This is a genomic window from Roseovarius sp. MBR-6 (assembly GCF_040547525.1).
In the GTDB taxonomy this organism is placed as follows: Bacteria; Pseudomonadota; Alphaproteobacteria; order Rhodobacterales; family Rhodobacteraceae; genus Roseovarius.
Genome location: NZ_JBEPPW010000010.1, coordinates 57,408 through 82,320, shown reverse-complemented (window position 1 = coordinate 82,320; position 24,913 = coordinate 57,408). Strand labels below are relative to the sequence as shown.

The 24,913-nt window shown below is 66.0% G+C and carries 22 protein-coding genes and 1 pseudogene; 9 read left to right on the top strand and 14 right to left on the bottom strand.

The genetic code is table 11. From position 1 onward, the window contains the following. Nucleotides 1-13: 13 nt before the first annotated feature. Nucleotides 14-607 (bottom strand): LysE/ArgO family amino acid transporter, encoded by a 594-nt coding sequence (locus ABIE57_RS13260; protein WP_354539509.1) that lies wholly within the window; start codon nucleotides 605-607, stop codon nucleotides 14-16. 90 nt (nucleotides 608-697) lie between these two features. Here ABIE57_RS13260 and ABIE57_RS13255 point away from each other — a divergent pair, with 90 nt between their 5' ends. Continuing rightward, nucleotides 698-1,585 carry a LysR family transcriptional regulator ArgP gene (locus ABIE57_RS13255; RefSeq protein ID WP_354539508.1) on the top strand — a complete coding sequence of 296 codons (888 nt, stop codon included), beginning with the start codon at nucleotides 698-700 and terminating at the stop codon, nucleotides 1,583-1,585. Nucleotides 1,586-1,595: 10 nt separating this feature from the next. Here the strand turns inward: ABIE57_RS13255 and rseP are convergent, their stop codons facing one another. The 6 genes from rseP to pyrH are packed head-to-tail and all read right to left on the bottom strand — an operon-like array spanning nucleotide 1,596 to nucleotide 6,974. Continuing rightward, nucleotides 1,596-2,942, bottom strand: a complete 1,347-nt coding sequence (rseP, locus tag ABIE57_RS13250) for an RIP metalloprotease RseP (RefSeq protein WP_354539507.1) — start codon at nucleotides 2,940-2,942, stop codon at nucleotides 1,596-1,598. Nucleotides 2,943-2,945: 3 nt separating this feature from the next. Then, nucleotides 2,946-4,121, bottom strand: a complete 1,176-nt coding sequence (gene dxr / locus ABIE57_RS13245) for a 1-deoxy-D-xylulose-5-phosphate reductoisomerase (protein WP_354539506.1) — start codon at nucleotides 4,119-4,121, stop codon at nucleotides 2,946-2,948. After that, on the bottom strand, nucleotides 4,118-4,891 hold the full coding sequence (locus ABIE57_RS13240; protein ID WP_354539505.1) for a phosphatidate cytidylyltransferase: 774 nt from the start codon (nucleotides 4,889-4,891) through the stop codon (nucleotides 4,118-4,120). Before ABIE57_RS13240 ends, dxr begins: the two co-directional genes overlap by 4 nt. Beyond that, nucleotides 4,888-5,613 (bottom strand): undecaprenyl pyrophosphate synthase, encoded by a 726-nt coding sequence (gene uppS / locus ABIE57_RS13235; protein WP_354539504.1) that lies wholly within the window; start codon nucleotides 5,611-5,613, stop codon nucleotides 4,888-4,890. The genes ABIE57_RS13240 and uppS overlap by 4 nt, the downstream gene beginning before the upstream one ends. A gap of 17 nt (nucleotides 5,614-5,630) precedes the next feature. Then, nucleotides 5,631-6,194, bottom strand: a complete 564-nt coding sequence (gene frr / locus ABIE57_RS13230) for a ribosome recycling factor (RefSeq protein ID WP_354539503.1) — start codon at nucleotides 6,192-6,194, stop codon at nucleotides 5,631-5,633. Nucleotides 6,195-6,242: 48 nt separating this feature from the next. Continuing rightward, nucleotides 6,243-6,974, bottom strand: coding sequence for a UMP kinase (pyrH, locus tag ABIE57_RS13225; RefSeq protein ID WP_354539502.1), 732 nt, complete (start codon nucleotides 6,972-6,974; stop codon nucleotides 6,243-6,245). A gap of 119 nt (nucleotides 6,975-7,093) precedes the next feature. Between pyrH and miaA the strand changes: the two genes are divergently transcribed. After that, entirely contained in the window at nucleotides 7,094-7,969 is an 876-nt protein-coding gene (gene miaA / locus ABIE57_RS13220; RefSeq protein ID WP_354539501.1) for a tRNA (adenosine(37)-N6)-dimethylallyltransferase MiaA, read from the top strand. Between the two features lies 1 nt (nucleotide 7,970). Here the strand turns inward: miaA and ABIE57_RS13215 are convergent, their stop codons facing one another. Continuing rightward, nucleotides 7,971-8,627 (bottom strand): sugar transferase, encoded by a 657-nt coding sequence (locus tag ABIE57_RS13215; protein ID WP_354539500.1) that lies wholly within the window; start codon nucleotides 8,625-8,627, stop codon nucleotides 7,971-7,973. 363 nt (nucleotides 8,628-8,990) lie between these two features. Between ABIE57_RS13215 and ABIE57_RS13210 the strand changes: the two genes are divergently transcribed. After that, entirely contained in the window at nucleotides 8,991-10,517 is a 1,527-nt protein-coding gene (locus ABIE57_RS13210; protein ID WP_354539499.1) for a class I adenylate-forming enzyme family protein, read from the top strand. After that, entirely contained in the window at nucleotides 10,504-11,142 is a 639-nt protein-coding gene (locus ABIE57_RS13205) for a DsbA family oxidoreductase (RefSeq protein WP_354539498.1), read from the top strand. Before ABIE57_RS13210 ends, ABIE57_RS13205 begins: the two co-directional genes overlap by 14 nt. A 5-nt stretch (nucleotides 11,143-11,147) precedes the next feature. Here the strand turns inward: ABIE57_RS13205 and ABIE57_RS13200 are convergent, their stop codons facing one another. Beyond that, nucleotides 11,148-11,477 carry a KH domain-containing protein gene (locus ABIE57_RS13200; protein WP_354539497.1) on the bottom strand — a complete coding sequence of 110 codons (330 nt, stop codon included), beginning with the start codon at nucleotides 11,475-11,477 and terminating at the stop codon, nucleotides 11,148-11,150. 207 nt (nucleotides 11,478-11,684) lie between these two features. Here ABIE57_RS13200 and ABIE57_RS13195 point away from each other — a divergent pair, with 207 nt between their 5' ends. The 3 genes from ABIE57_RS13195 to ABIE57_RS13185 all read left to right on the top strand — a co-directional run bounded on the left by ABIE57_RS13195 (nucleotide 11,685) and on the right by ABIE57_RS13185 (nucleotide 17,054). Beyond that, nucleotides 11,685-12,905, top strand: a complete 1,221-nt coding sequence (locus ABIE57_RS13195; RefSeq protein ID WP_354539496.1) for an efflux RND transporter periplasmic adaptor subunit — start codon at nucleotides 11,685-11,687, stop codon at nucleotides 12,903-12,905. After that, on the top strand, nucleotides 12,902-16,690 hold the full coding sequence (locus tag ABIE57_RS13190; protein ID WP_354539495.1) for an efflux RND transporter permease subunit: 3,789 nt from the start codon (nucleotides 12,902-12,904) through the stop codon (nucleotides 16,688-16,690). Before ABIE57_RS13195 ends, ABIE57_RS13190 begins: the two co-directional genes overlap by 4 nt. Nucleotides 16,691-16,889: 199 nt before the next feature. Continuing rightward, nucleotides 16,890-17,054, top strand: coding sequence for a VPEID-CTERM sorting domain-containing protein (locus tag ABIE57_RS13185; RefSeq protein ID WP_354539494.1), 165 nt, complete (start codon nucleotides 16,890-16,892; stop codon nucleotides 17,052-17,054). 9 nt (nucleotides 17,055-17,063) lie between these two features. On the opposite strand, the gene xrtE is transcribed toward ABIE57_RS13185, so the two are convergent. From xrtE to ABIE57_RS13170, 3 genes are all read right to left on the bottom strand, one after another. Further along, entirely contained in the window at nucleotides 17,064-18,665 is a 1,602-nt protein-coding gene (gene xrtE, locus ABIE57_RS13180) for an exosortase E/protease, VPEID-CTERM system (RefSeq protein ID WP_354539493.1), read from the bottom strand. 63 nt (nucleotides 18,666-18,728) lie between these two features. After that, nucleotides 18,729-19,394: an alpha/beta hydrolase gene (locus tag ABIE57_RS13175; RefSeq protein WP_354539492.1), complete on the bottom strand. Its 666-nt coding sequence runs from the start codon at nucleotides 19,392-19,394 to the stop codon at nucleotides 18,729-18,731. After that, on the bottom strand, nucleotides 19,391-20,020 hold the full coding sequence (locus ABIE57_RS13170; protein WP_354539491.1) for a DNA-3-methyladenine glycosylase family protein: 630 nt from the start codon (nucleotides 20,018-20,020) through the stop codon (nucleotides 19,391-19,393). Before ABIE57_RS13170 ends, ABIE57_RS13175 begins: the two co-directional genes overlap by 4 nt. A gap of 100 nt (nucleotides 20,021-20,120) precedes the next feature. Here ABIE57_RS13170 and ABIE57_RS13165 point away from each other — a divergent pair, with 100 nt between their 5' ends. Both ABIE57_RS13165 and ABIE57_RS13160 read left to right on the top strand, forming a co-directional pair. Continuing rightward, nucleotides 20,121-20,993 (top strand): TIGR01459 family HAD-type hydrolase, encoded by an 873-nt coding sequence (locus tag ABIE57_RS13165; RefSeq protein ID WP_354539490.1) that lies wholly within the window; start codon nucleotides 20,121-20,123, stop codon nucleotides 20,991-20,993. Nucleotides 20,994-21,095: 102 nt separating this feature from the next. After that, nucleotides 21,096-21,539 carry a MaoC family dehydratase gene (locus tag ABIE57_RS13160; RefSeq protein ID WP_354539489.1) on the top strand — a complete coding sequence of 148 codons (444 nt, stop codon included), beginning with the start codon at nucleotides 21,096-21,098 and terminating at the stop codon, nucleotides 21,537-21,539. A gap of 323 nt (nucleotides 21,540-21,862) precedes the next feature. On the opposite strand, the gene ABIE57_RS13155 is transcribed toward ABIE57_RS13160, so the two are convergent. Continuing rightward, entirely contained in the window at nucleotides 21,863-23,461 is a 1,599-nt protein-coding gene (locus ABIE57_RS13155) for a phosphoenolpyruvate carboxykinase (protein ID WP_354539488.1), read from the bottom strand. Nucleotides 23,462-23,795: 334 nt separating this feature from the next. Next, a pseudogene (locus tag ABIE57_RS13150) lies at nucleotides 23,796-24,881 on the bottom strand (complex I 51 kDa subunit family protein); the annotation flags it as partial. Nucleotides 24,882-24,913 lie beyond the last annotated feature (32 nt).

The following is a 24,913-nucleotide window of genomic DNA, read 5'->3' as shown; positions in this document are numbered from 1 at the left end:
TAGCACAAATCGCTCAGCCCGAAAGCAGCCCCGCCGCGATGGACCACATCACCACCCCCACGCCCGCATCGAGCACGCGCCAGGCCTCGGGGCGGCGAAAGAACGGCGCGAGCAGCCGCGCGCCATAGCCCAATGCGAAGAAGAAGGTAAAACTCGCCGTCACCGCGCCGGCACCAAAGGCCAGTCGGTCGTCATATTGCGCCGAGATCGAGCCGAGCAGAACCACCGTATCCAGATAGACATGCGGGTTGAGCCAGGTCAGCGCCAGACAGGTGAGCACCGCGCGCGCACGGCTGCCCGCCCCCTCACCCGCCCCCAGCACCGCCCCCCCGCGCCACGCCGCCTGAAAGCTGCGCGCGCCATAAACCAGCAGAAAGGCCGCGCCGCCATAGCGCATCACCCGCTCCAGCCCCGGCACCATTTCGGCCAGCGCGCCGAACCCCGCCACGCCCGCCGCAATCAGCACCGCATCGGACAGCGCACAGACCAGCACCACCGCCAGCACATGCGCGCGCCGCAGCCCCTGCCGCAGCACAAAGGCATTCTGCGCCCCGATCGCGAGGATCAGCGAAAACCCGAGCGCGAAGCCCGCCAAGCCTGCCTGCATCTGCCTGTCTCCCGCATTGCCCGGCGCTTGCCTAGCGGGGTCGGCTGCATTACTCAAACTCAATGATCTAATTCAGCATCAGGTTTGCTAATGGTCTTTCCCGCCGATCACCTCGCCACGCTCCGCGCCATCCTGCAATCGGGCAGTTTCGAGGGCGCGGCGCGGATGCTGGGGATCACCCAATCGGCGGTCTCGCAACGGCTCAAGGCGCTGGAAACCCGCATCGGCGCGCAGCTTGTGCGGCGCGGCGCGCCCTGCACGGCGACCAACGCGGGCGAGCGGCTGGCGGCCCATGCCGATCAGGTGGCGCTGCTCGAGGCGCATCTGGCGCGCGATCTCTCGGCCCTTGCCCCGCCGCCGCAGACCCGGCTGCGGCTTGCGGTCAATGCCGACAGCCTCGCCACATGGCTGCCCGAGGCTCTTACGGGGCTTGACGGGCACCTCTTCGACCTGGTGATCGACGATCAGGACACCGCCCATGACCGGCTGATGCGCGGCGAGGTTCTGGGCGCGATCACGTCGCGCGCGGCCCCCCTGCCCGGCTGCGATGTGACGCCCCTGGGACGGTTGCGCTACATCGCCGCGGCCAGTCCCGCTTTCATCGCCCGGCACTTTGCGGATGGTGTCACGGCCGCGACGCTCGCCGCCGCGCCGATGCTGCAATTCGACGCCCGCGACCAGTTGCAGCACCGCTGGATCACGCAGGCCACCGGGGCCACGCTCAGCCCGCCCAGCCACCGCCTGCCCTCGGCCCATGGCTTTGCCGAGGCGGCGCGGCGCGGGCTTGGCTGGGGGATGAATCCCGACCCCCTCATCGCGCGCGACCTGCGGCGCGGACGTCTTGTGGCCCTGAGGCAGGACCAGCCGCTCGACACCGCGCTCTATTGGCAGTCAAGCCGCCTTTTGGGTGCCGCCCTTGGCCCGCTCAGCCGCGCGTTGCGCCGTGCGGCAAAGGCGGGGCTGTTGCCGCCAGAATGACGCCGATGGCTCAGGGGCAGAAGATATCGTTGAAGACCGCAAAAAGCATCAGTGACAGGATAAGCGTCAGCCCCACCGTCATCAGCACGCGCAGCGCGCGTTCGCTGGGCGGGCGGCCCGCCACGGCCTCGTAGGCGTAAAACACCAGATGCCCGCCATCGAGCACCGGGACAGGAAAGAGGTTGAGCAGGCCGACGGCCGTCGAGAGCACGGCAATGAACCAGATGAAGCTCTCTGCGCCCTGGCTCGCCATCGCGCCCGACACCTGAGCAATGCCGATGGGGCCGGACATGTTGCAAGAGCTGATCGCGCCCGTCACCATGTGATAGAGACCCGAGAGCGAGCTCTCGATGATCTGCCCGGTCTGCGTCACCGCCTGCCCGAGCGCCTCGACCGGACCGAGCGCCTCGGTCGCAGGCTCGAACGCCATCGCGCCCGCCACGCCGATCCGCCACTGGCTTTGGAAGCCGCCTTCGGGCTGCGGCTCGTCGGTGCGGCGCGGCACCAGCGTCAGCGCCAGATCCTCGCCCTCTCGCCAGACCGACAGCGCCAGCGGCGCGCCGTCCGAACCCTCGACGATGTCGCGCAGTTCGCGGAAGGCATGAACCGGCCGACCGTCCACGGCGATGATCACATCCCCCGTCTGAAGCCCCGCATCGAACGCCGCCGATTGCGGCGAGAGCCCGCCCACGAGCGGCGGCATGAGCTGCGGACCCAGGGCGCTGCGCACCCGCCCGTCGCGCCGCACCTCGTAGTCAAGCAAGGGCTGCACGGGCAGCGCGTCCAGAAACCCGTCATAGGCCTCCGCGGCCTCGCGGTCGGGGATGGGCAACCCCGAGACGGTCACGATCTCGTCGCCGGGGCGCAGCGTGACGCCCTCGACCGGCAGCGGTTTGAGCGCGCCCACGGTCAGCGGATCGGCGGTCTTGCCGCCACCCATCATCACGGCGGTGAAGATGAGGATCGACAGGATGAAGTTGAACACCGGTCCCGCCGCAACCGTTGCCGTGCGCGCCCAGAGCGGCGCGCCATGCATGGTCTGGCGCAGGCGTTCCCGTGGCATGGCGGCCATGGCGGCCCCGTCCTTGCCGCTGGCCGCATCCGCATCGCCCAGAAATTTCACGTAGCCGCCAAAGGGCAGCGCCGCCACCTGCCAGCGCGTGCCGTGCCGGTCGGTGCGCGCAAATATCACCGGACCAAAGCCGAGCGAAAACACCTCGGCCTTGATCCCCGACCAGCGCCCGACGATGTAATGGCCGTATTCGTGCACCGCCACGATCACCGAAAGCGCCACCACAAAGGCCAGGATCGTCATGAAAAGACTGCCGAATTGCGGCAGGAAGCTGATGATGTCCACAGTTTATCCCTGTTCGATTTTCTTTGCTGCCTGATCGGCGCACTGCCTTGCGAGATGGTCCATATGGGCCACGCGATCAAGGGTCAGCGTGCCGCCCCGTGCCTCGGGCAGGGCCAGAAGCCGCTCCAGCACCGTCTCAACGAGCGGTGCCATTGCCATGAACCCGAGGCGTCCGGCGATGAAATGATCAAGCGCGCGCTCCTTGGCGGCGTTGAAGATGGCACCGGCCAGCCCGCCCTCCTCCATCACCGCGCGCGCCAGCCGCAGCGCCGGATAGCGCGTCTCGCAGGGGGTGCGGAATTCGAGCGTGCCCGCCGCCGCAAGATCGAGCACCTCCACCGGCAGCGCGCGCCGCTCGGGCCAGTGCAGCGCATAGCCGATGGCGTGGCGCATGTCGGGCGGCCCCACATGGGCGATAAGCCCGCCATCGGCAAAGCCCACCAGCGCATGAACCAGAGATTGCGGGTGGATCAGAACCTCGATTTTCGCGGGCGCAAAGCCGAAGAACTCGCGCGCCTCGATCATCTCGAGCGCCTTGTTGAACATCGACGCCGAATCGATGGTGATGCGCTGGCCCATGTCCCAGTTGGGGTGCGATGAGGCCTCGGCCACCGTGGCCCCGGCCAGCCTCTCCAGCGGCCAGTCGCGGAACGCCCCGCCAGAGGCGGTGATGATGACGCGGCTGGCCGAAGCGGCATCCGCGCCCGCCAGCGCCTGAAAGATCGCCGAATGCTCGCTGTCCACCGGCAGAAGGCGCGCGCCGTGGCGCCGCGCCGTTTCCAGCACCAGCGGCCCCGCCGTGACCAGCGATTCCTTGTTGGCCAGCGCCAGCGTGGCACCCTGTTCGAGCGCCACCAGCCCCGGTGCCAGCCCCGCCGCGCCGACGATGGCCGACATGACCCAATCGGCGGGCCGCGCCGCCGCCTCGATCAGCGCCGCGCGCCCGGCGGCGGCCGCCACGCCCGACCCCGCAAGCGCGGCGCGCAGATCGGGCAAGAGCGCCTCGTCGGCGGTGACGGCCACCTCGGCCCCGAGCGCCCGCGCATCCGCCGCCAGCCGCGCGATATTCTGCCCGCCGGTGAGCGCCACCACGTCATACTCACCGGGCGCGCGCGCGATGAGGTCGATGGTGCTCTGCCCGATGGAGCCGGTCGCGCCCAGGATCGAGACCCGCCTCATGCCGCCCCCGGCAAAAGACCCGTCGCGTGCAAGAGCCCCGCCATCAGCGCCGCGCCCAGCATCGCGTCGAACCGGTCAAGCACGCCGCCATGACCGGGAATGAGGTTGGAGCTGTCCTTGACGCCCTGCATCCGCTTGGCCGCGCTCTCGGCGATGTCGCCCATCTGTCCGGCAAAGCCCACGAGGACAGAGACCGGCACAAGCGCCGCGCCCGCCCCGGTCGGCCCCGCGAACAGCGCGCCGACGAGGCCCGCCCCGATCCAGCCCGCAGCCGTGCCGGACCAGGTCTTTTTCGGGCTGATGCGCGGCCAGAATTTCGGCCCCCCGAGGGCCTTGCCCGCGAAATAGCCCGCCACATCCGAGACCACCACGATGGCCACCAGCCAGAGCACCCACACGAGCCCCGCCTCGGCGCGCAACATGCCCATGATCCAGGCCCCGAGAAGCGCCCAGAGGGCCAGCGCCGCAAACGGGCCGCGCGCGCGGTCGATACTGCCCGCCGCCACCAGCACGGCCGCGACCAGCAGCGGCACCACGAAGAGCCCCGGCAGCCACAACGCCAGCGCCACCGCCACCGCGCCGAGAATGCCCGAGCGCACGGCATCCGGCGCGCCGAAAAGGCGCGCCGCCTCCCACATCAGCAGACCGGCCAGAAGCGTGACCAGTTCCGCAAAGATGAGACCGCCCGCCCAGACCGCGCCAAGGCCGACCGCCGCCATCGCCACGCCCGACGCCAGACGCGGCGCAAGATCACCCCATTTTGCACTCATGCGCCAACTGCCCCGAAGCGCCTCTCGCGCGCGCCGTATTGCGAGAGGACCGAGGCAAAGATCTCGCGGGTGAAATCGGGCCAGAGCGTGTCGATGAACTCGTATTCCGAATAGGCCGATTGCCAGAGCAGGAAATTCGAGATCCGCGCCTCGCCGCTCGTGCGTATCACGAGGTCGGGGTCGGGCAACACGCGGGTATCAAGATAGCGCGGCAGCGTCTCTTCATCCACGGTTTCGGGATCGAGCCGCCCCTCGGCCACATCCCGTGCAAGCCGTTTGGTGGCGCGCGCCACCTCGTCGCGTCCGCCGTAATTGAGCGCGATGGTGAGGTTGGTGCCGGTGCAATGCTCGGTCATCGCCTCGGCCTCTTCCATCACCGAGCGCAGACGCAACTCCAGCCGGGGGCGATCGCCGATAAACCGCACGCGCACGTTCTCGCGCACGAAATCCTGCATTTCCTTCATGATGTAGCGGCGAAACAGGGTCATCAGCCCCGCCACCTCGGTCTGGGTGCGCTTCCAGTTCTCCGTCGAAAAGGCAAAGATCGTCAGATACTTGACACCCAGACCGGGACAGGCCTCGACGATCTCGCGCACCCGGCGCGCGCCGGCGTGATGACCGAACAGGCGCGGGCGACCGCGTTTTTGCGCCCAGCGCCCGTTGCCGTCCATGATGATCGCCACATGGCGCGGCCCGGCCTTCCCGGCCCCCTTGCTCGCCATGGGCACCACCTTTTTCATCAGACCTGCATGATCTCGGCTTGCTTGTGCTCGAGCGCCTCGTCAACCAGCTTGATATAGCGGTCGGTGAGCGCCTGAACCTCGCCTTCCCACAGCTTCTGGTCGTCCTCGGACATGCCGTCTGCCTTGGCCTTCTTGATCTGGTCCATGCCGTCGCGGCGCACGTTGCGCACGGCAACGCGGGCATGTTCGGCATATTGCGAGGCGACCTTGGTCAACTCGCGGCGGCGCTCTTCGTTCAATTCGGGAATGGGCAGCATGATGATCGTGCCGTTGAGCTGCGGATTGATGCCCAGCCCGCTCTCGCGGATGGCCTTCTCGACCTTGTTCACCAGGCCCTTGTCCCAGACATTGATGGTGACCATGCGCGGCTCGGGCACGTTGACGGTGCCGACCTGGTTGATGGGCGTCATCTGGCCATAGGCATCGACCATCACCGGCTCCAGCATCGAGGCCGAGGCGCGGCCCGTGCGCAACGAGGCAAATTCCGTCTTGAGCGCGCCCATCGCACCGGCCATCCGACGCTCGAGGTCGTCCGTGTCTATTTCCAGATAGTCCGCCATATCGTTTCCCTGTCCTTCTTGAGCGAGGAATACCGCCCCTGTTTAACCTCAGCCATGCACCGTTGTATAGGTGCCCTCTCCGGCGAGAATGCCGCGAAATCCGCCCGGCTCGTCGAGCGAGAAGACGATGATCGGCAGGTTGTTGTCGCGCGCGAGCGCAATGGCGGAGGCATCCATCACGCCCAGATGCTTTGCCAGCACCTCGTCATAGGTGACGCGGTCATAGCGTTTGGCGTCCGCGTGTTTCATCGGGTCCTTGTCATAGACCCCGTCCACCTTGGTGCCCTTGAAGATCGCCTCGCAGGCCATTTCATTGGCGCGCAGCGTGGCCGCCGTGTCGGTGGTGAAATAGGGGTTGCCGGTGCCCGCGGCGAAGATGCAGACGCGCTTTTTCTCAAGGTGGCGCACGGCGCGCCGGCGGATATAGGGCTCTGCCACCTCGTCCATGCGGATAGCCGTAATCACCCGGCAGAACACGCCGACCCGCTCCATCGCCGATTGCATGGCCAGCGCGTTCATCACCGTGGCCAGCATCCCCATGTAATCGGCGGTGGTGCGCTCCATCCCCTGCGCGCTGCCCTGAAGGCCGCGAAAGATGTTGCCGCCGCCGATCACCATGCAGATCTCGACGCCCAGATCATGGACGGACTTGACCTCCTGCGCGATGCGCTCGACCGTGGGCGGGTGCAGGCCGTAACCCAGATCCCCCATCAGCGCCTCGCCGGAAATCTTGAGCATCACTCGGCTGAACCGGGCTTTTGGGGTGTCGGTTTCGCTCATGCGCTTGCTCTCCGCCATTGTTGTTATCGCGCGCAAAATGTCGGAAATAGCGGACAGGTGCAATCGCGGAAAGCGCGGCACCCCTCGCCAGCCGCGCGGATTTCGGCTAGGGCGCGCGCATGAGCGTCATGGATGACACAAACCCCGCGCGTCCGGTGCTGATCGCTGGCCCCACCGCCAGCGGAAAATCGGCGCTGGCCATGGACATCGTGCGTGCGCAGGGCGGCGTGATCGTCAATGCCGATGCGTTGCAGGTCTATGCCAACTGGCGGGTTCTGTCGGCGCGGCCCTCGCCCGAGGAGGAGGCCGCGCTGCCGCACCGGCTTTATGGCCATGTCGGCGTGGAGCAGGACTATTCGGTGGGCCACTGGTTGCGCGAGGTGCGCGCGCTTCTGGGCACGGGCGCACGTCCGGTGATCGTGGGGGGCACCGGACTTTATTTTTCGGCGCTGACCGAGGGGCTGGCCGAGATCCCCGAAACCCCGCCCGAGATCCGCGCCGAGGCCGACCGGCTTCTGACGGAGCAGGGCCTTCGCGCGCTTCTGGACACGCTCGATCCAGCAACCCGCGCGCGCATCGACCGGGCCAATCCCCGACGGGTGCAGCGCGCCTGGGAGGTGCAGGCCGCCACCGGGCAGGGACTGGCCGCCTGGCAGGCGGCGACGCCGCCACCACTTCTGCCGCTGAACACGGTGACGGCCCTATTGGTGGACGCCCCGAAGGACTGGCTCGATCCGCGCATCGAGCGCCGCTTTGACGCGATGCTCGCGCGCGGCGCGCTTGACGAGGCGCGGGCCAATCTCGCGGGTTGGGACGCCGCGCGCCCCGCCGCGCAGGCCATCGGCGCGCCGGACCTGATCGCGCATCTTCGCGGAGAGATCACGCTGGACGAGGCGCGCACCGCCGCCATCACCGCCACGCGCCAATATGCCAAGCGGCAGCGCACCTGGTTTCGCGCACGTATGGTCGGCTGGCAGCGTATAACGGCGGTGTGAGTCAGCAGCCCCTGCGCCCGAACACCGTCACCAATGTGCGCCAGAACACGTAGGCGTCCATTTTCGGGCTGAGGTTGTCGACATAGTGCAGGTCAAGTTTGACTTTCAGGAACGTCCCTTCGGTCGAATCGACATAGCCAAGGTCGGTCTGCGCCAGCCCGCTGATGCCGGGGCGCACGGAATGGCGGCGGCGATAGCCGGGAACAACGCGCATGTACTTGCGGGCATGATGGAAGTAGTCCGGTCGCGGACCGATCAGGCTCATCTCGCCACGCAGCACGTTGATGATCTGGGGCAATTCGTCGATACGCATCTTGCGGAGCACTTGCCCGAGCGGCGTGATCCGATGCTGTTCGAGCGGATCATCCGCCTGTCGCGTGATCCGCGCGGCTGGCACCATCGTGCGGAACTTGATCGCGCCGAAAGCCGAGCAGTCCCGTCCCATCCGCGGTTGAACGAACAGCAGCGGACCCCTGTTGAAGAACGGATTCAACACCAACAGAACAACAGAGCACACGGCAAGAACGGGCAGCAGTGCAACGCTGACCAAGATGTCAAAAGCGGGCTTTCCGACACGGGCGTATAGAGAAAATGGCCGGGTTTCGAAAAGCGACTCAGACACGAACGGCGCGTCGCTCGGAAACGGATCATGTTTCAAAGTAATATCCCCCAATTAACCATACCTATTTCAGCAAAATTTCGGCAAAATCGCCGATGTAAATCGCTACTCATGGCCAACCACCACCTATGCGGCACATGTAACAAGTAAGTGATCTTCTTAAAAGGGTTTGTTTCGTTTATTTCCATATCAGCAAGAAATTGCCGCATTGCAGAAGACCACAGACAGCACGCCACGATGTGCGTGATCCTGCGCGCGGACCGCGCGGACCTACCAATGGTGCCCCGGTGGTCCCGAACAACAAACTGAAGGCCGCAAACGGGGCCGACAGATGACAAAAACGACACCGCCCCGCGCATCAATCCGCTTGTAACCTCCGCGTCGCCTGCCTAATCCGAAGCCATGACCGCGATTTTCGACCAAGGCCCGCCACCGCCCTGCCCCGCGCCCTTCAACCTGGCCGCGCATGTGCTGGCGCGCGCGCACGTCCGGAGCGAAAAGGTGGCGCTGGCGATTCTGCACGCCTCGGGGGCGGAACGCTGGAGCTATGCGCGGCTTGCGGCCGCCGTGCGCGGCACCGGTGCCGGGCTTCTGGCGCAGGGCCTTGTGCCCGGCGACCGGGTGCTGATGCGGCTGGGGAATACGGTGGAGTTTCCCATCGCCTATCTGGGTGCGATTGCCGTCGGGCTGGTGCCGATCCCGACCTCGAGCCAGCTGACTGCGCCCGAGGTGACGGGAATCATCGGCACAACCGCGCCCCGGCTGATCCTGCGCGGCGCGGGCGTGGCCTGCCCCGAGACCGCGATTCCGGTGCTGGACGAGGCCGCGCTTGACGCCATGCGCGCGCTGCCGCCCGCCGATTACCATATGGGCGATCCCGACCGGCTGGCCTACATCATCTACACCTCCGGCACGTCGGGCACGCCGCGCGCGGTTTGCCACGCGCATCGGGCGATCTGGGCGCGGCAGATGATGTATGACGGCTGGTATGGCCTCTGCGCGGATGACCGGCTCTGCCATGCGGGCGCGTTCAACTGGACCTTTACCCTCGGCACCGGGCTGATGGATCCCTGGACCATGGGCGCGACCGCGCTTATCCCCGCGCCCGAGGTGACGCCCGAACAACTGCCGCTTCTGCTCAAGCGTCACGAAGCCACGATTTTTGCCGCTGCACCGGGGGTTTACAGGAAGATGTTGAAGCGGGATGGCGCGCTGTCCCTGCCCCGCCTGCGCCACGGGCTTGCCGCGGGCGAAAAGCTCTCGGAGGCGATCCGCGACCGCTGGCAGGCGGCGACGGGCACGGCCATTCACGAAGCCTACGGCATGTCGGAATGCTCCACCTTCATCTCCGGCAGCCCCGCACGCCCCGCGCCCCCCGGCACGCTGGGACGCCCGCAGGCGGGGCGACGCGTGGCGATCATGGGCGAGCGCGGCCCGGTGGCCCATGGCGCGGAGGGCACCATCGCCGTTCACCGCTCCGATCCCGGCCTGATGCTGGGCTACATGGGCGCGCCGGAGGCGACGGCGGCGAAATTCAATGGCGACTGGTTCCTCACCGGCGATCTGGGGGCGATGGCCGAAGATGGCGCGATCACCTATCTGGGGCGCGCCGACGACATGATGAACGCGGGCGGCTACCGCGTCTCGCCGCTCGAGGTGGAGGCGGCGCTGGCCACCTGCCCCGGCGTGACACAGGTGGCGGTGACGGATATTGCCGTGAAAGAGGATGCGCGCGTGATCATGGCCTTCTATACTGGCCCCGCGCCGCTTGATCCCGCGACGCTCGACGCCCATGCCCGCGCGCGGCTGGCGGGTTATAAATGCCCTCGCGGCTTCTTCCACGTGAAGAGCCTGCCCACGGGGGCCAACGGAAAACTCCTGCGCCGCGCCCTGCGGCCGATCTATGAGGCTCTCGATGATCCGGCTTGACATCATTTCCGATCCGATCTGCCCGTGGTGCTATATCGGCAAGACCCTGCTCGATCAGGCGCTGGCCGAGCGCCCCGATCATCCGTTCGAGATCCATTGGCAGCCGTTCCAGCTCAACCCCGACATGCCCGAAGGCGGGATGGACCGGAAGGCCTACCTTGAGGGCAAGTTCGGCGGGCGCGAGGGGGCGATCCGCGCCTATGCGCCGGTGCTGGAACGCGCCGAGGCGGCGGGGCTTTCGATCGACTTTGCCGCCATCCCGCGCACGCCCAACACGCTCGACGCGCATCGCCTGCTGCACTGGGCCGAGGTCGAGAATTGTCAGGACCGCTTGGCGATGGCGCTTTTCCGCGCCTATTTCGAGGAGGGGCGCGACATCGGCGATCACGAGGTGCTGGCCGATATCGCCGACAGCCTCGCGCTTGATGCGGCGCTCATCAGCCGATTGCTTGCGTCAGACGCGGACCGCGCCGAGATCAGTGAGCGCGACGCCCGGTTCCGCAAGATGGGCATTACCGGCGTGCCGACCTTCATCGTCAATGGCCAGCACGCCCTGCCCGGCTGTCAGCCGGTCGAGACCTGGCTGAAGGTGATCGACGAGATCACGGTGCAACTGGCCGGGTGACCGGATCAGAACCCCGGCAGGCCCGCGTCCAGATCGTAGGACTGCACCGCGACCAGCGGCTGATCCCCATCGAGGGCAAAAACGAAAACATGCGCGCGCTCGGCGGCCAGGGTGAGGCGGCAGAAATGGCGCGCCGTGTCGATCCCCTCGGGACAGCCGGACAGGTCGGCGTGCTCGATGCTGGTCTCGTAGATCTCATAGGTCATGCGCGCGTCATCGAGGTTGACCGCTTCGACGCGCGGCAAGGCGCGCTTGGTCTCGACATTCGAGGCATGGGCCAGCCCGGCAGGCAGAAAAGCGAGGGCGCAGGCGAACATAAGGGCGGAGGGCTTCATATCTGATTCCTTTTGTCAGGCTTTCGCGATCAAAGGCTTACTGTTTTAGTCACCTATCGTCAATCACGGGTGGTGCACAAAACAAGACTCCCTTGTGACTCGCCCGGAAAAGATTTAATCTGAACTGGTTGGTTCAGCGTATTACGTGTTGAAGCCGAATACGGGCTGCGTCACGGTCGTGGCTGACAAGAGTTTGAAAGATCGAAAATGCGCCTTTTGCCCGTCCTCATTGCCCTTGTTGTTGCCGCCGCGATCTATGCTTTCGTGTTCGAGCGCGAGCGGCTGGTGGCGATGATCCCCGGCCCCGAGGATACCGCCACAGATGAGACCGCGCCCCGGAACGACACGCCTGAGCAGATCATGCGCGTGGTGGTGCAGCGCTCGGAGGCGCGCGAGGTGGATAGCGCGGTGCTGTTGCGCGGGCGCACCGAGGCCGACCGCACGGTTGAATTGCGCGCCGAAACCTCGGGCCTCGTGATTTCCGAACCGCACCGCCGGGGGGCTTTTGTCGAAGCGGGCGACATGCTTTGCCGTCTCGATCCCGGCGCGCGGCAGGCGGCCCTTGCCGAGGCGCGCGCCCGGCTGGCCGAAACCGAGGCGCGGCTGCCCGAGGCGCGCGCGCGCATCGAAGAGGCGCAGGCCGATCTGGAAGAGGCCGAGATCAATTACAAGGCCGCCGATAGTCTGGTTGGGTCGGGCTTTGCGTCGCAAACCCGCGTGGCCGCGACCCGCGCCGCGCTGCGCGCCGCCGAAGCGGGCGTGGAGGGGGCGCGTTCAGGTCTCGGATCGGCACAGGCCAATATCGAGGCCGCCCGCGCGGGCGTGACCGCCGCCGAGGAGGAAATCCGCCGCCTGACCATCAGCGCGCCGTTTTCCGGCGTGCTCGAAACCGACACCGCCGAACTGGGCAGCCTGCTGCAACCCGGCGCGCTCTGCGCCACGGTGCTGCAACTCGACCCGATCACGCTTGTCGGCTTTGTCTCGGAAATGGACGTGGCGCGCGTGATCGAGGGGGCGCCCGCCACGGCGCGCACCATCTCGGGCCACGAGGTCGCGGGCAAGGTCAGCTTTGTCGGGCGCTCGGCCGATCCCGCGACCCGCACCTTTCGCGTGGATGTCCGCGTGCCCAACCCCGACCTGACGCTGCGCGACGGCGAGACCGCCGAAATCGGCATCACCGCCGAAGGGCGCATGGCCCATCTGGTGCCGCAATCGGCGCTGACGCTCGATGACGCGGGCACGCTTGGCCTGCGGACGGTGGACGCCGACAGGACCGCGCGCTTTGCGCCCGTTACGCTCCTGCGCGACACGCCTACCGGCATCTGGCTGACAGGCTTGCCGGAGCGCGCCGACATCATCGTGATCGGTCAGGAATACGTCACCGACGGCGTGCCGGTCGAGCCTGTCTATCAGGAGCTTGGCCAATGACGGGCATCGTCGACTGGGCCGCCTCGCGCGCGCGCATGGTGCTGGCCTTTGTGGTGCTCTCGGTGCTGGCGGGCACCATGGCCTATGTCAGCCTGCCCAAGGAGGGCGAGCCGGATATCGAGATCCCTGCGCTCTTCATCACCGTGCCCTTTCCCGGCATCTCGGCCGAGGACAGCGAAAAGCTTCTGGTCAAGCCGATGGAGACCGAACTGAGCGATCTCGACGGGCTCAAGAAGATGACCGGCACCGCGTCCGAGAATTTCGGCGGCGTGGCGCTCGAGTTCGAGTTCGGCTGGGACAAGACGCAGATCCTTGCCGATGTGCGCGACGCGATGGACAAGGCCGAGGCCGAATTTCCCGAAGGATTCGAGAAATACACCATCAACGAGGTGAATTTCAGCGAGTTCCCGATCATCATCGTCAACCTGTCCGGCCCGGTGCCCGAACGGACCATGACGCGGCTGGCCAAGGATTTGCAGGACACGCTCGAGGCGCTCGAGCCGGTGCTCGAGGCCGGCATCGCGGGCAGCCGCGACGAGATGGTCGAGGTGGTGATCGACCCGCTCAAGCTTGAATCCTACAATGTCACCGCGCTCGACCTGATCAACGCGGTGCAGAACAACAACCAGTTGATCCCGGCGGGCGAGGTGGACAGCGCGCAGGGCACATTCGCGGTCAAGATCCCCGCCTCTTTCGAGGAAACGCGCGACATCTACCAATTGCCGATCAAGACCAATGGCGACCGGATCGTGCGGCTGGGCGATATCGCCACGATCAACCTCACCTTCGAGGACCGGGTCGGCACCGCGCGTTTTGACGGTGAGACGACGGTCGCGCTTCAGGTCGTGAAGCGCAAGGGCTTCAACATCATCGACACCGCCGCTCTGGTGCGCCGCACCGTGGCCGAGGCGGAAACGCGCTGGCCGCAGGAATTGCGCGCCGTGGTCTCGGTCGGGGCCTCCAACGACCAGTCGCGCACCGTGGGCTCGATGGTGAGCCAGCTTGAAGGCTCGGTGCTGACCGCCATTGCGCTGGTGATGATCGTGACGCTGGCAGCCCTTGGCATCCGGCCTGCCATTCTGGTGGGGTTCGCCATTCCGACCTCGTTCCTGCTGACCTTTGCGATGCTTGCCGTGATGGGTGTGTCGGTCTCCAACATCGTGATGTTCGGACTGATCCTTGCCGTGGGGATGCTGGTCGACGGGGCCATCGTGGTGGTGGAATATGCCGACAAGCGCATTGCCGAGGGCGAAGGCCCGATGCACGCCTATGTCGGCGCCGCCAAACGCATGTTCTGGCCGGTGGTCAGCTCCACCGCCACGACGCTTTGCGCCTTTCTGCCGATGCTGTTCTGGCCCGGTGTGCCGGGGCAATTCATGGGGATGCTGCCGATCACGCTGATTTTCGTGCTCTCGGCCTCGCTTCTGGTGGCGCTGGTCTACCTGCCGGTTCTGGGCGGGGTGACGGGGCGGCTGGAGCGGTGGTTTTCCGAACGCACCGGGGCGATCGCGGGCGGCTTCTGGCTGTGGCATGTGCTGCTCTTTCCGCTGGCGGCCGGGGCGGCGCTGCTGGCGGGGCGCGGCGTGCCGGTGCTTCTGGCCGAGATCGGCGCGCGCTTTGGCCAGATGGACGGGGCCGCAATCCTCGGCTCGGTCCTGCCGACACTGATCACGGTCTTTGGCCTCGGTCTGGGGGTGGTGGCGCTGATCGGTGCGGGCGTGGGCGCGGTGATCGCGGTGCTGCTGGCCCTGATGGCGATTCCGCGCCGCTGCGGCAAAGCGCTGCGCGCTCTTGGCCGGTCGCTGCTGCCCGGCCGCAAGCCGCGTGTCGCGGCGGGCTATCGCCGGTCGGCCTTTGGCTGGATGATCCACGCCATCGTCGGCAATCCGGTCATGCCGCTGGTGGCCTTCGGCGCGGTTTTCGTGCTCGTCGGCTCGGTGTTGATGTTCTACGTGAACAACAACAACGGCACGCAGTTCTTTGTCGATACCGAGCCGGAACAGGCCATCGTCTATGTGCGCGGTCGCGGAAACCTGTCGATCGGGCAAAAGGATGCGCTCGTCAATCAGGTCGAGGAGATCGTGCGCGCCCATCCCGGCGTCGAGACGGTGTTTGCCTTTGCCGGCGATGGCGGGCTCAACAACAACACCGGCGGTGCGCAGCCGCCGCGCGACACCATCGGCCAGGTGCAGTTCGAAACGATCCCCTGGGAAAAACGCCCGCAGGTGATGGAGACATGGTTCACCCTGCCCTTCACGGATATCGCCGTGCGGCGCAGCATGATCGACCCGTCCTTTGACGGCAACGCGGTGATCGACCAGTTGACCGCCGACCTGGAACAGATCCCCGGCATCAAGATCGAGATCCTCGGCCAGTCGCGCGGCCCCGCCTCCGCCAAGCCCGTGCATCTGCGCATAAGGGGTGACGACTGGGACACGCTCATGCGTTTTACCGAGGAGGCGCGCGCAGAGTTCGAAGCGACAACCGGGCTGCACCAGATCGAGGACACGCTGCCCCTGCCCGGCATCGACTGGCAGATCGACGTGGACGTGGAACGCGCGGGCCGCTACGGTGCCGATGTGGCGACCGTGGGCATCATGGTGCAGCTTGTGACGCGCGGCGTGCTGCTTGACACGATGCGCATCCCCGGCAGCGACGAGGAGGTGGAAATCCGCGTGCGCCTGCCGGAGAATGATCGTGTGCTCTCGACCCTCGACGCGCTCAAGGTGACCACGCCGAACGGGTTGGTGCCGCTGTCGAATTTCATCACCCGCAAGCCGGTGCAGCAGCTTGCCCAGATCGACCGGATCGACCAGACCCGGTTTTTCGATATCAAGGCGGCGGTGCAGGACGGGCTGAGCGCCACCATCCGCGACGCGCAGGGCAATGAGCGCCGCGTGCCGCTCACCGCCAACGAGCGGATCGAGCGGCTGACGGACTGGCTCGAGAGCGGCGTGCTGCCTGCGGGCATCAGCTATGAATGGACCGGCGACCAGGAGGATCAGGAGGAATCGGGTGCCTTCCTGCAAAAGGCGTTTGCCGGTGCGCTTGGCCTCATGTTCATCATCCTGCTGGCGCAGTTCAACAGCGTTTATAACGCGGTTCTCGTGCTGCTCGCCGTCGTGCTCTCGACCACGGGCGTCCTGGTGGGGATGCTGGTGATGAACCAGCCGTTTTCCATCATCATGACCGGCACCGGCATCGTGGCATTGGCGGGTATCGTGGTGAACAACAATATCGTGCTGATCGACACCTATCAGGAATACGCGCGCTACATGCCGCGCGTGACCGCCATTACCCGCACCGCACAGGACCGCATCCGGCCGGTGCTGCTCACGACGATCACCACCATGGCGGGGCTTGCACCGATGATGTTCGGGCTCAGCCTCGATTTCGTCAATGGCGGCTACAGTTTCGACAGCCCCACCGCGCTCTGGTGGAAGCAACTGGCAACAGCGGTGGTGTTCGGCCTCGGCATCGCCACCGTGCTGACGCTCATATTCACGCCCGCGCTGCTGGCGCTTCGCGTCTGGGCCACGACCTATGTGCTCTGGGTCGCGCGGGCGCTCTCGGCGCTGTCGCTGGGCCGGTCGAGCGCGGCGGCGCGCGACTGGGCGCTCAACCATGCCGCACGGCGCATGCGGCAAGCGGAAATCCTGTGGCCGGACGAGCGCGCCGGGCAATCAGGCCATTACGAGGATATCGACGCCGAATCGCCGCGCCCCGAGGATGTGGCGACTGTGCCGGCCGCGCGGTCCGATCCCCCCTTGCGCGCGGCCGAATGACGTCGACGGATATGGATCACTGACCCAACCAAGGCGTGATACGTCCTTCTGGGGAAACAATCCCCGCGAAGTGCCGCGTTCCGTATCAAATGTGTGGCCAATCAAAAAACCGACTTGAAACGTGTCAAAAATCGGGCGATTTTAAGATCAAGTTCGGCAAGACTGGCCGGAACGAATGATATGGTCGGGAGATATTACGATGTGGAATTGGTTTTTCGGCGGCTATACGGGCACCACGGGCGGAACGGGCGCATCGCAGGTGCCTGAAATGGACGCCGCCAGCGGGACGCTTGCAATCGCGGTGGTTCTGGCAGCCCTCGTTCTGGCTTGGGAAATACGTCGCCGTCGTCGCGCGCGCGGCTGAGCCTTCGGCTCAGATCAGCGCGAAATCACCCCTCCAAAGGGCGACGACAGCGATGAGTGCATTTGCACTCGCATGGGCGGCCATGGCATCAGCCAGCCGCCCTTTGTGCATGTAAAGAGCCGAAAACACGACGCCCGCCAGCCCCGCCTCCAGCCACCGGCCATGGACAAGGGCGAATATCGTGGCCGAGACGGCAATCGCCAGAACCCGGCTTGAGAGGGTGCCCCGGTCGATCCGGGCCTGAACGTAGCCGCGGAAAAACAACTCCTCGATGACCGGAACAAGCGCCATCGTGCCGATGAGGCGCAGCGCCGCCCAGAGGGCAAAGGCCCCGCCCGAGAGCGCCGCCAGCCCGGCAGAGAGCGGCGCGGCGGCCGGCGCGGTCACGATCCAGACAAGGCCGACGCCAAGCCCCGCCATGACCGCAAGTGCCGAGGGCAGCACCATGAGGCGCGCGATCTTTTTGCGCGCCCACCACAGCACGCCCGCCATGGCCGCCACCTGCATCGGATAGCCCATTGCGGGATCGGTCCAGAACGCCTGCGCCAGCATTGCCGACAGGGCAAAGACGATGAACGGCAGGATGCGCACCGCCGCATCATCCTCGGCCAACGCGGGGCCCGTGACCGCCACCGGCGCGCCCGCCTGCAAGGCATAGCGCGAGCGGCTCACCAGCGCGAGGATCGCCACCGCCAGCCCGGTGAACATGATCCAGCCGGCAAAGCTGTGGAATCCGTTGACGGCAAGCTCCGGCGAGCCATGCGCGCCGATGAGAACAAGCGCCGTGATGCGCAGCGCGTTGAACACCCAGCTTGCCAGAAGTGCCAGCGGCCAGATCACCAGCCAGACCCGCCGCAGCCGCAGGTCGTCGCGGAAAAGCGCCGCGTAAAGCCCCAGAAACGCGGTGATCAGCACCAGCCCTTCGATGCCCGAACAGCTATCGGCCACCTCGACGAAAAACCCCTCCGCGCCGATGATATAGGCCTCGGGGTTGACGCCGACCTCGCCGGAGAAAAGCCGCAGCATCAGGTAGACCGCGATGAAGGTCACATCGGTCAGCACCTGAACCGTCCAGAGCGGCCCCGCCAGCACCACGATCCCCGGCAGCGCTGCGGCAAACCCCGTGATCGCCAGCAACGAGGCGAGCCGGCCGTCAAGCCACCCTGCCCAGGCGGCGGGCCGCGCCAGCCAGAACAGGCCGCCAAGCGTGGCCAGCAGCGTGCCAAGGCTGAGTAGCGGAAAGAGCATGGCAAAGCGCGCGCTCATATCGCCGGGCGGCACCAAAACCATCGGCACAAGGATCAGCACCAGGCCAAGCAGGTGCAGCGCCGCCCAGAACGCGCCCCCCGGTTGCGTCGCGCTCATGCGCAAGAACTCCGCGCGCGCCTCAGACCGCGCCCAGAGCCAGACGCCCAGAAGCGACGCCGCGCAGAAGAGCCACAGACCCGCCCACCTGAGGCCCCGGCACGCGGCCTCGATCGCCGTGGCGCGACATTCCAGATCGGTCGAGACCTGCAACATCACCACAAGCAAAAGCGCCTCGGCCAGAAACAGCAGGCCGAGACGCAGCGCCCGCCCCGGCGGCGCGAAGATATTCGAAAGCGTCCTCACATCGCGCAAGCTAGCGCGCAGTGCGGTGCTAAAAAAGACGCAAAAGCGGCGATTTCGCGCCTCTCAGAGCCCCAGTCGGTCGCGCATGAACGCAAGCGCCACCGACAGCCCGTCGGGCGCGATGCCATGGGCCGTGCCCTTCATCACATGGGCATAGACATCCTTCCAGCCCGCGCCCTGCAAGGCCTCTGCCGCCTCTGGCAGGGATTGCACCGGCACCACGTCATCGGCATCGCCATGCACCAAAAGGACCGGCGGGCGGCTTTGCACCTCATCGGCCAGAAGATCGGGCCGCAACAGCCGCCCCGAAAAGGCCACGACCCCCGCCACCGCATCCTCGCGGCGCGGCGCGACATGCAGCGCCATCATCGTGCCTTGGGAAAAGCCGAAGAGCACCACCTGTTCGGGCAGAAGGTCCTCATCCACCATCAGCGCATCAAGAAAGGCATCGAGATCGCGCGCGGCCGCCAGAAGCCCGCGCTCGGCCTCTTCCTCGCTCGACCCATCAATCCAGGGAATCGGAAACCATTGCAGGCCAAAGGGCATCCCCGGAATGCTCTCGGGCGCGTCGGGGGCCATGAAAAGCGTGTCGGGCAGATGCTCGGCCAGCGGATCGGCCAGGCCCAGAAGATCGGCGCCGTTCGCACCATACCCGTGCAGGAACACCACCGCCGAGCGCGTCTCGCCCGAAAGAGGCGCGCGCCGCCCCGCTTGCAACACCCGTGTCATGCGATCCCTTCCCTCTCCTTGGCCACCCGGTAATAGGCCCAGAGCAGGCGCGCCGCAACCGCCCGCCACGGTGCCCAAGCTTCGGCCATGCCGCGCAAGGCCGCCGGTTTCGGGCGCTCGGGCAGATCGTAGAGCAGCCGTGCCGCCTCTTGCAGCGCCAGATCGCCGGGGGCAAAGACATCGGCGCGCCCGAGACTGAACATGGCATAGATCTCGGCCGTCCAGACGCCGATGCCGGGCACCTCGGTCAGCGTCGTGATGACGGTCTCGGTGGGGGCGCTGCGCAGCGCCGCGTAATCGAGATCGGCCTCTGCGAGCGCCTGCGCATAGCGCGCTTTCTGGCGGCTCAGCCCCGCGCCGCGCAATGTCTCCTCGTCGCTTGCGGCAATCGCGCGCGCCTCGGTCAGTCCCGCCGCGCCCAGCCGCGCCCAGATCGCGTTGGCCGCCGCCACGCTCACCTGCTGGCTGACGATCGCACCGAAGAGGGCCGCAAAGCCGTCCTCGCGCCGCCGAAGCGGCACCTCCTCCATCAGCGAGAGGGCATGCGCCATGCGCGGACAGGCCCGCGCCAGATGCGCCGTGCCTTCCGCGATATCGGCCTCTGCCGTGATGATGCGCTCATTCATGACCGTCACTCTAGCCGCTTGCCCGCCCGCGCGCCATGGCCGCTGGCCAAACCGCGCCCGCCCTGCCATATCTGCGCCTCGAACAACCACGGAGCCGCTCATGACCCGCCTCATCACCGCCTTGTCCGAGATTGCCCAAGGCTACGACGCGCTCTTTGTCGATCTGTGGGGCTGTGTGCATGACGGGGTGCGTGCCCTGCCCGAGGCCTGCGCCGCGCTCAGCGCCTATCGCAAGGGTGGCGGTGCGGTGGTGCTTGTCACCAACTCGCCCCGCCCGCGCAGCGACGTGGAGCGGCAATTGCGCCATTTCGGCGTGCCCGACGATGCCTGGGACACCATCGCCACCTCGGGCGACAGCGCGCGGGCGGCGATGTTCACCGGCGCGGTCGGGCAGCGCGTCTGGTTCATCGGCCAGCCGCAGGAAGTGCTTTTCTTCGATCCGATCAAGGTGGTGGAGGACCCCGTCGAGATCACCCGCGTCGATCTGGACGAGGCCGAGGGGATCGTCTGCACCGGCCCGTTCGATCCGATGGCCGACCCCGAGGTGATGCGCCCAGAGTTCCTTGCCGCCAAGACGCGCGGTCTGAAACTGCTCTGCGCCAATCCCGATATCGTGGTGGACCGGGGCGAGGTGCGCGAATGGTGCGCGGGGGCGCTGGCGCGGCTCTATACGGAAATGGGGGGGACAAGCCTCTATTTCGGCAAGCCGCATCCGCCGATCTACGACCTTGCCCGCCGCCGCCTTGCCCTGCTTGGCCGCGACGTGGACGAGGCGCGCATCCTCGCCATCGGTGACGGCGCACAGACCGATATTCGCGGCGCCATGGGCGAGGATATCGATTCCCTCTTCATCACCGGCGGGCTGGCCGCACGGGAGACAAAAACGTCGCATCAACCTGAGGAAACGGCGCTAACAGGTTATCTTGAAAAGGAAAATATCGCACCAACCTATGCGATCGGCTATCTTCGATAGGTGATTCAGGGCTTGATTTTTCTGCATCCGCAAAGTAATAAAGTTCCAATCATGGCGTAAAATTCGCCTCAAAATTGCGCACCGGATGAATCGGAGGGGCGAATGTTGGACAACCTGCCGCGCGGCACGATCTGCATCGAAGACATCGAGATGGGCATGACCCGCCACCTGCGAAAGGTCGTGACCGACCGCGATATCGAGATGTTCGCCGAGGTCTCGACCGACCGCAACCCGGTGCATCTCGACGATGAATACGCGCAGGACACCATCTTCGAGGGGCGCATCGCGCACGGGATGCTGACCGCCGGCCTCATCTCGGCGGTGATCGGCGAGCAACTGCCCGGTCACGGCACGGTCTACATGGGCCAGACGCTGAAATTCCTCGCCCCCGTGCGCCCCGGCGACATGGTCCATGCCGAGGTCGAGGTGGTGGGCATCGACCACGCCAAGCGGCGCGTGCAACTCGATTGCCGCTGTCTGGTGAACGGCAAAAAGGTGTTGATCGGCGAGGCCACCGTGCTGGCCCCCTCGCGGAAGTTCGACTGAGTTCGGGCCCCTGAGAGCGTTGGGGGGGCGCTGAACCATCGAAACGCGTCACGGTTGATTTGGTGCGATGGAGACCCGAAGCGCTCGATTACCCGTTGCCGAAATTGCTCTATCTGCCGCAAAGCGCGGGCCTGCGTCTCGCCCCGGCACTCATCCTGCCGCGGTGCTACGGCTGCGCGCGTGGACTGTCGCGGTCCGTCAAAACCTCGGCGCAAAAGCCCCGGCGCACGGTCCGCGCCAGGAAAGTTCACAGCTCTCTTGATCGGAATTTCTTGAAAATTCCGTCGCGCGACGGCGGTTCCGGGCCACGATTTCCAGGCACCTCACCCCAGGGCAACCGCCTTGAGGTCCGCATCCACATGCGCGAGATACTGCTCGAAATTCTGGGCGAACATGGCCACCAGCCGTGCCGCCTGCGCGTCATAGGCTTGCGCGTCGTCCCATGTGCGGCGCGGATCAAGCAGCACATCGGCCACGCCCGGCACCGATACCGGCACTTCAAAGCCGAAATTCGGGTCCTTGCGGAACTCGACATCATTGAGCGAGCCATCAAGGGCTGCGGTCAAGAGCGCGCGCGTGGCCTTGATCGGCATCCGCGATCCGGTGCCATAGGCCCCGCCCGTCCAGCCAGAGTTCACGAGCCAGCACGACGCCCCCTGACTCTCGATCTTGGCGCGCAGGAGGTTGCCGTAAACCTCGGGGCGGCGCGGCATGAAGGGCGCGCCGAAGCAGGTCGAGAACACCGGTTGCGGCTCGGTCAACCCGCGCTCGGTCCCGGCCATCTTGGCGGTGAAGCCCGACAGGAAATGATACATCGCCTGCGCGGGCGTCAGCCGCGCGATGGGGGGCAGCACGCCGAACGCGTCGCAGGTCAGCATCACCACGTTACGCGGATGCCCCGCCTGTCCCGTGGCCGAGGCGTTGGGGATGTAGTTCAGCGGATAGGCACAGCGCATGTTCTCGGTCAGGCTGGCATCCTCGTAGTCCAATTCGCGCGTCTCCGCGTCATAGACCATGTTCTCGATCACCGTGCCGAACATCGAGCAGGTGGCATAGATCTCAGGCTCTGCCTCGGGGCTCAGGTGGATGGTCTTGGCATAGCAGCCACCCTCGAAATTGAACGTGCCCTTGTCGGACCAGCCGTGTTCGTCATCGCCCAGAAGCGTGCGGTTGGGATCGGCCGAGAGCGTCGTCTTGCCGGTGCCCGAGAGGCCGAAGAACACGGCGGCATCCTCGTAGTCGTCCTTGGCATGGTTGGCCGAGCAATGCATCGGCATGACGCCCTTTTCGGGCAGAAGGTAATTCATCAGGCCAAAGATGGATTTCTTGTTCTCACCCGCATATTCGGTGTTGCCGATGAGGATGAGCCTGGCGTCGATATTGACCGCGATCACCGTCTCGGACCGGCAGCCATGCCGCACGGGGTCCGCCTTGAAGCCGGTGCAGTTGATGACGGTGTAATCGGCCACGAAATGATCCAGCGCGGCGCGGTCGGGTCGGCGCAGCATGTGGCGGATGAAGAGGTTGTGCCATGCCAGTTCGTTGACCAGCCGCACGTTGATGCTGTGCGCAGGGTCCGCCCCCGCCACCAGATCCTGAACAAAGACTTCGCGTCCTGCCAGATAGGCCAGCATGTCCTTGTGCAACTGATCAAAATGCCCGGGCGACATCGCCAGATTGTTGTCCCACCAGATCGTGTTTTCCGTGGTGGGCGTGCGCACGGTGAACTTGTCCTTGGGCGACCGGCCGGTGAACTCGCCCGTGCTGACCAAAAGCGCGCCGCCCTGCCCCAATTCGCCCTCGCCACGCCGGATGGCGGCATCCACAAGCGCGGGCTCGGTCAGGTTGTAATGCACGCGGCCCAGCCCGGAAATCCCCTGATCCTCGAGCCGGAAACCCGGATTGACCCGTCCTGAAATCATGTCTCTCTCCCTTTTGGGCATCGCGGCCCGGTCGTCCCTCACCCCGAGGCCCCCCGCCTCTGGTGTCTGGTATTCCAGATTCGCATTGGGCGCGAGTGTCATCACGCGACCGGATGCGATTTTTTCACATGATGGAGCATATCGTCATGAAGGTCCACGGCGCTCTGATGGCCGCTGCACATCGCGTGGCAGGCGTGCCCATGTCTTGCTCATCGGGAATGATGAAATCCCTCATGTCCGTCTCCTCGGCCCTTCATCGTTCGGAAAATACTCCGGGGGGTGCGGGGGGCTGGCCCCCCGCTCCGGTCGCGGCCCGCACGGGCCGCGAAACACCTCATTCCGCCGCCGTGCGGCCGGCGAAATCGTCTGGAAAATGCGTCAGCGCGGACATCACCGGAAAGGGCGTGAACCCGCCAAGTGCGCAGAGTGAGTCATCTTTCATGGTTTCGCAGAGATCGGTCAGAAGCGGGATCGCCGATCCATCGCCTGCCGCGATGCGGTCGATTGTCTCCACTCCGCGCACCGCGCCGATCCGGCAGGGTGTGCATTTGCCACAGCTTTCCACCGCGCAGAATTCCATTGCAAACCGCGCCATTTGCAACATGTCGGCGCTGTCGTCAAAGACGACCAGCCCGGCATGACCCAAGAGCCCGCCCTTGGCGTCAAGCTCTTCATAGCCAAGCGGGGCGTCAAACTTGCTGACAGGGATATAGGCACCAAGCGGCCCGCCCACCTGCACCGCCTTGACCGGACGGCCCGTCATGGTGCCGCCGCCCAGATCGTTGACCACTTCGCCTATGGTGATACCAAACGCGGTTTCGAATAGCCCCCCGCGCGCCACATTGCCCGCGATTTGCAAGGTCACGGTGCCACGCGACCGGCCCAGCCCAAAATCTGCATGATGGTGCGCGCCCTTCTCGAAAATCACCGGCACAGTGGCAAGGCCGATGACGTTGTTGACAACCGTTGGCCGCCCAAGGAACCCTTCGAGCGCCGGAAGCGGCGGCTTGGCGCGAACAACACCCCGCTTGCCTTCGAGCGAGTTGAGCAGTGACGTTTCCTCGCCGCAGACATAGGCCCCGGCCCCCACGCGGATGTCCATGTCAAACGCGCGGCCGGAACCAAGAACATCGGCACCTAGAACACCTGCCCCGCGCGCGATCCCGACCGCGCGCCGCATCACCGCGATGGCATCAGGGTATTCCGAACGCAGATAGACATAACCGCGCGTCGCACCCACCCCAAGACCGGCAATCGCCATGCCCTCGATCAGGGTGAAGGGATCGCCCTCCATGATCATCCGGTCGGCGAATGTGCCGCTGTCACTTTCATCGGCGTTGCAGACGATGTATTTCTGCGGCCCTGCCGCATCGTGAACGGTTTTCCATTTGATACCAGTAGGAAATCCTGCGCCACCCCGTCACCGCAGCCCTGGCGGCACTGTCCTGCGAG

What these genes read in the sequence shown, in the direction of transcription:
- dxr (WP_354539506.1), bottom strand. Translation starts at nt 4,121, where the DNA reads ATGAGGCGGGTCTCGATCCTGGGCGCGACCGGCTCCATCGGGCAGAGC.
- ABIE57_RS13255 (WP_354539508.1), top strand. Translation starts at nt 698, where the DNA reads ATGGTCTTTCCCGCCGATCACCTCGCCACGCTCCGCGCCATCCTGCAA.
- ABIE57_RS13170 (WP_354539491.1), bottom strand. Translation starts at nt 20,020, where the DNA reads ATGAATGAGCGCATCATCACGGCAGAGGCCGATATCGCGGAAGGCACG.
- ABIE57_RS13160 (WP_354539489.1), top strand. Translation starts at nt 21,096, where the DNA reads ATGTTGGACAACCTGCCGCGCGGCACGATCTGCATCGAAGACATCGAG.
- miaA (WP_354539501.1), top strand. Translation starts at nt 7,094, where the DNA reads ATGAGCGTCATGGATGACACAAACCCCGCGCGTCCGGTGCTGATCGCT.
- ABIE57_RS13205 (WP_354539498.1), top strand. Translation starts at nt 10,504, where the DNA reads ATGATCCGGCTTGACATCATTTCCGATCCGATCTGCCCGTGGTGCTAT.
- ABIE57_RS13155 (WP_354539488.1), bottom strand. Translation starts at nt 23,461, where the DNA reads ATGATTTCAGGACGGGTCAATCCGGGTTTCCGGCTCGAGGATCAGGGG.
- frr (WP_354539503.1), bottom strand. Translation starts at nt 6,194, where the DNA reads ATGGCGGACTATCTGGAAATAGACACGGACGACCTCGAGCGTCGGATG.
- ABIE57_RS13210 (WP_354539499.1), top strand. Translation starts at nt 8,991, where the DNA reads ATGACCGCGATTTTCGACCAAGGCCCGCCACCGCCCTGCCCCGCGCCC.
- ABIE57_RS13240 (WP_354539505.1), bottom strand. Translation starts at nt 4,891, where the DNA reads ATGAGTGCAAAATGGGGTGATCTTGCGCCGCGTCTGGCGTCGGGCGTG.
- uppS (WP_354539504.1), bottom strand. Translation starts at nt 5,613, where the DNA reads ATGGCGAGCAAGGGGGCCGGGAAGGCCGGGCCGCGCCATGTGGCGATC.
- ABIE57_RS13195 (WP_354539496.1), top strand. Translation starts at nt 11,685, where the DNA reads ATGCGCCTTTTGCCCGTCCTCATTGCCCTTGTTGTTGCCGCCGCGATC.
- ABIE57_RS13200 (WP_354539497.1), bottom strand. Translation starts at nt 11,477, where the DNA reads ATGAAGCCCTCCGCCCTTATGTTCGCCTGCGCCCTCGCTTTTCTGCCT.
- ABIE57_RS13190 (WP_354539495.1), top strand. Translation starts at nt 12,902, where the DNA reads ATGACGGGCATCGTCGACTGGGCCGCCTCGCGCGCGCGCATGGTGCTG.
- pyrH (WP_354539502.1), bottom strand. Translation starts at nt 6,974, where the DNA reads ATGAGCGAAACCGACACCCCAAAAGCCCGGTTCAGCCGAGTGATGCTC.
- ABIE57_RS13260 (WP_354539509.1), bottom strand. Translation starts at nt 607, where the DNA reads ATGCAGGCAGGCTTGGCGGGCTTCGCGCTCGGGTTTTCGCTGATCCTC.
- ABIE57_RS13175 (WP_354539492.1), bottom strand. Translation starts at nt 19,394, where the DNA reads ATGACACGGGTGTTGCAAGCGGGGCGGCGCGCGCCTCTTTCGGGCGAG.
- ABIE57_RS13185 (WP_354539494.1), top strand. Translation starts at nt 16,890, where the DNA reads ATGTGGAATTGGTTTTTCGGCGGCTATACGGGCACCACGGGCGGAACG.
- ABIE57_RS13165 (WP_354539490.1), top strand. Translation starts at nt 20,121, where the DNA reads ATGACCCGCCTCATCACCGCCTTGTCCGAGATTGCCCAAGGCTACGAC.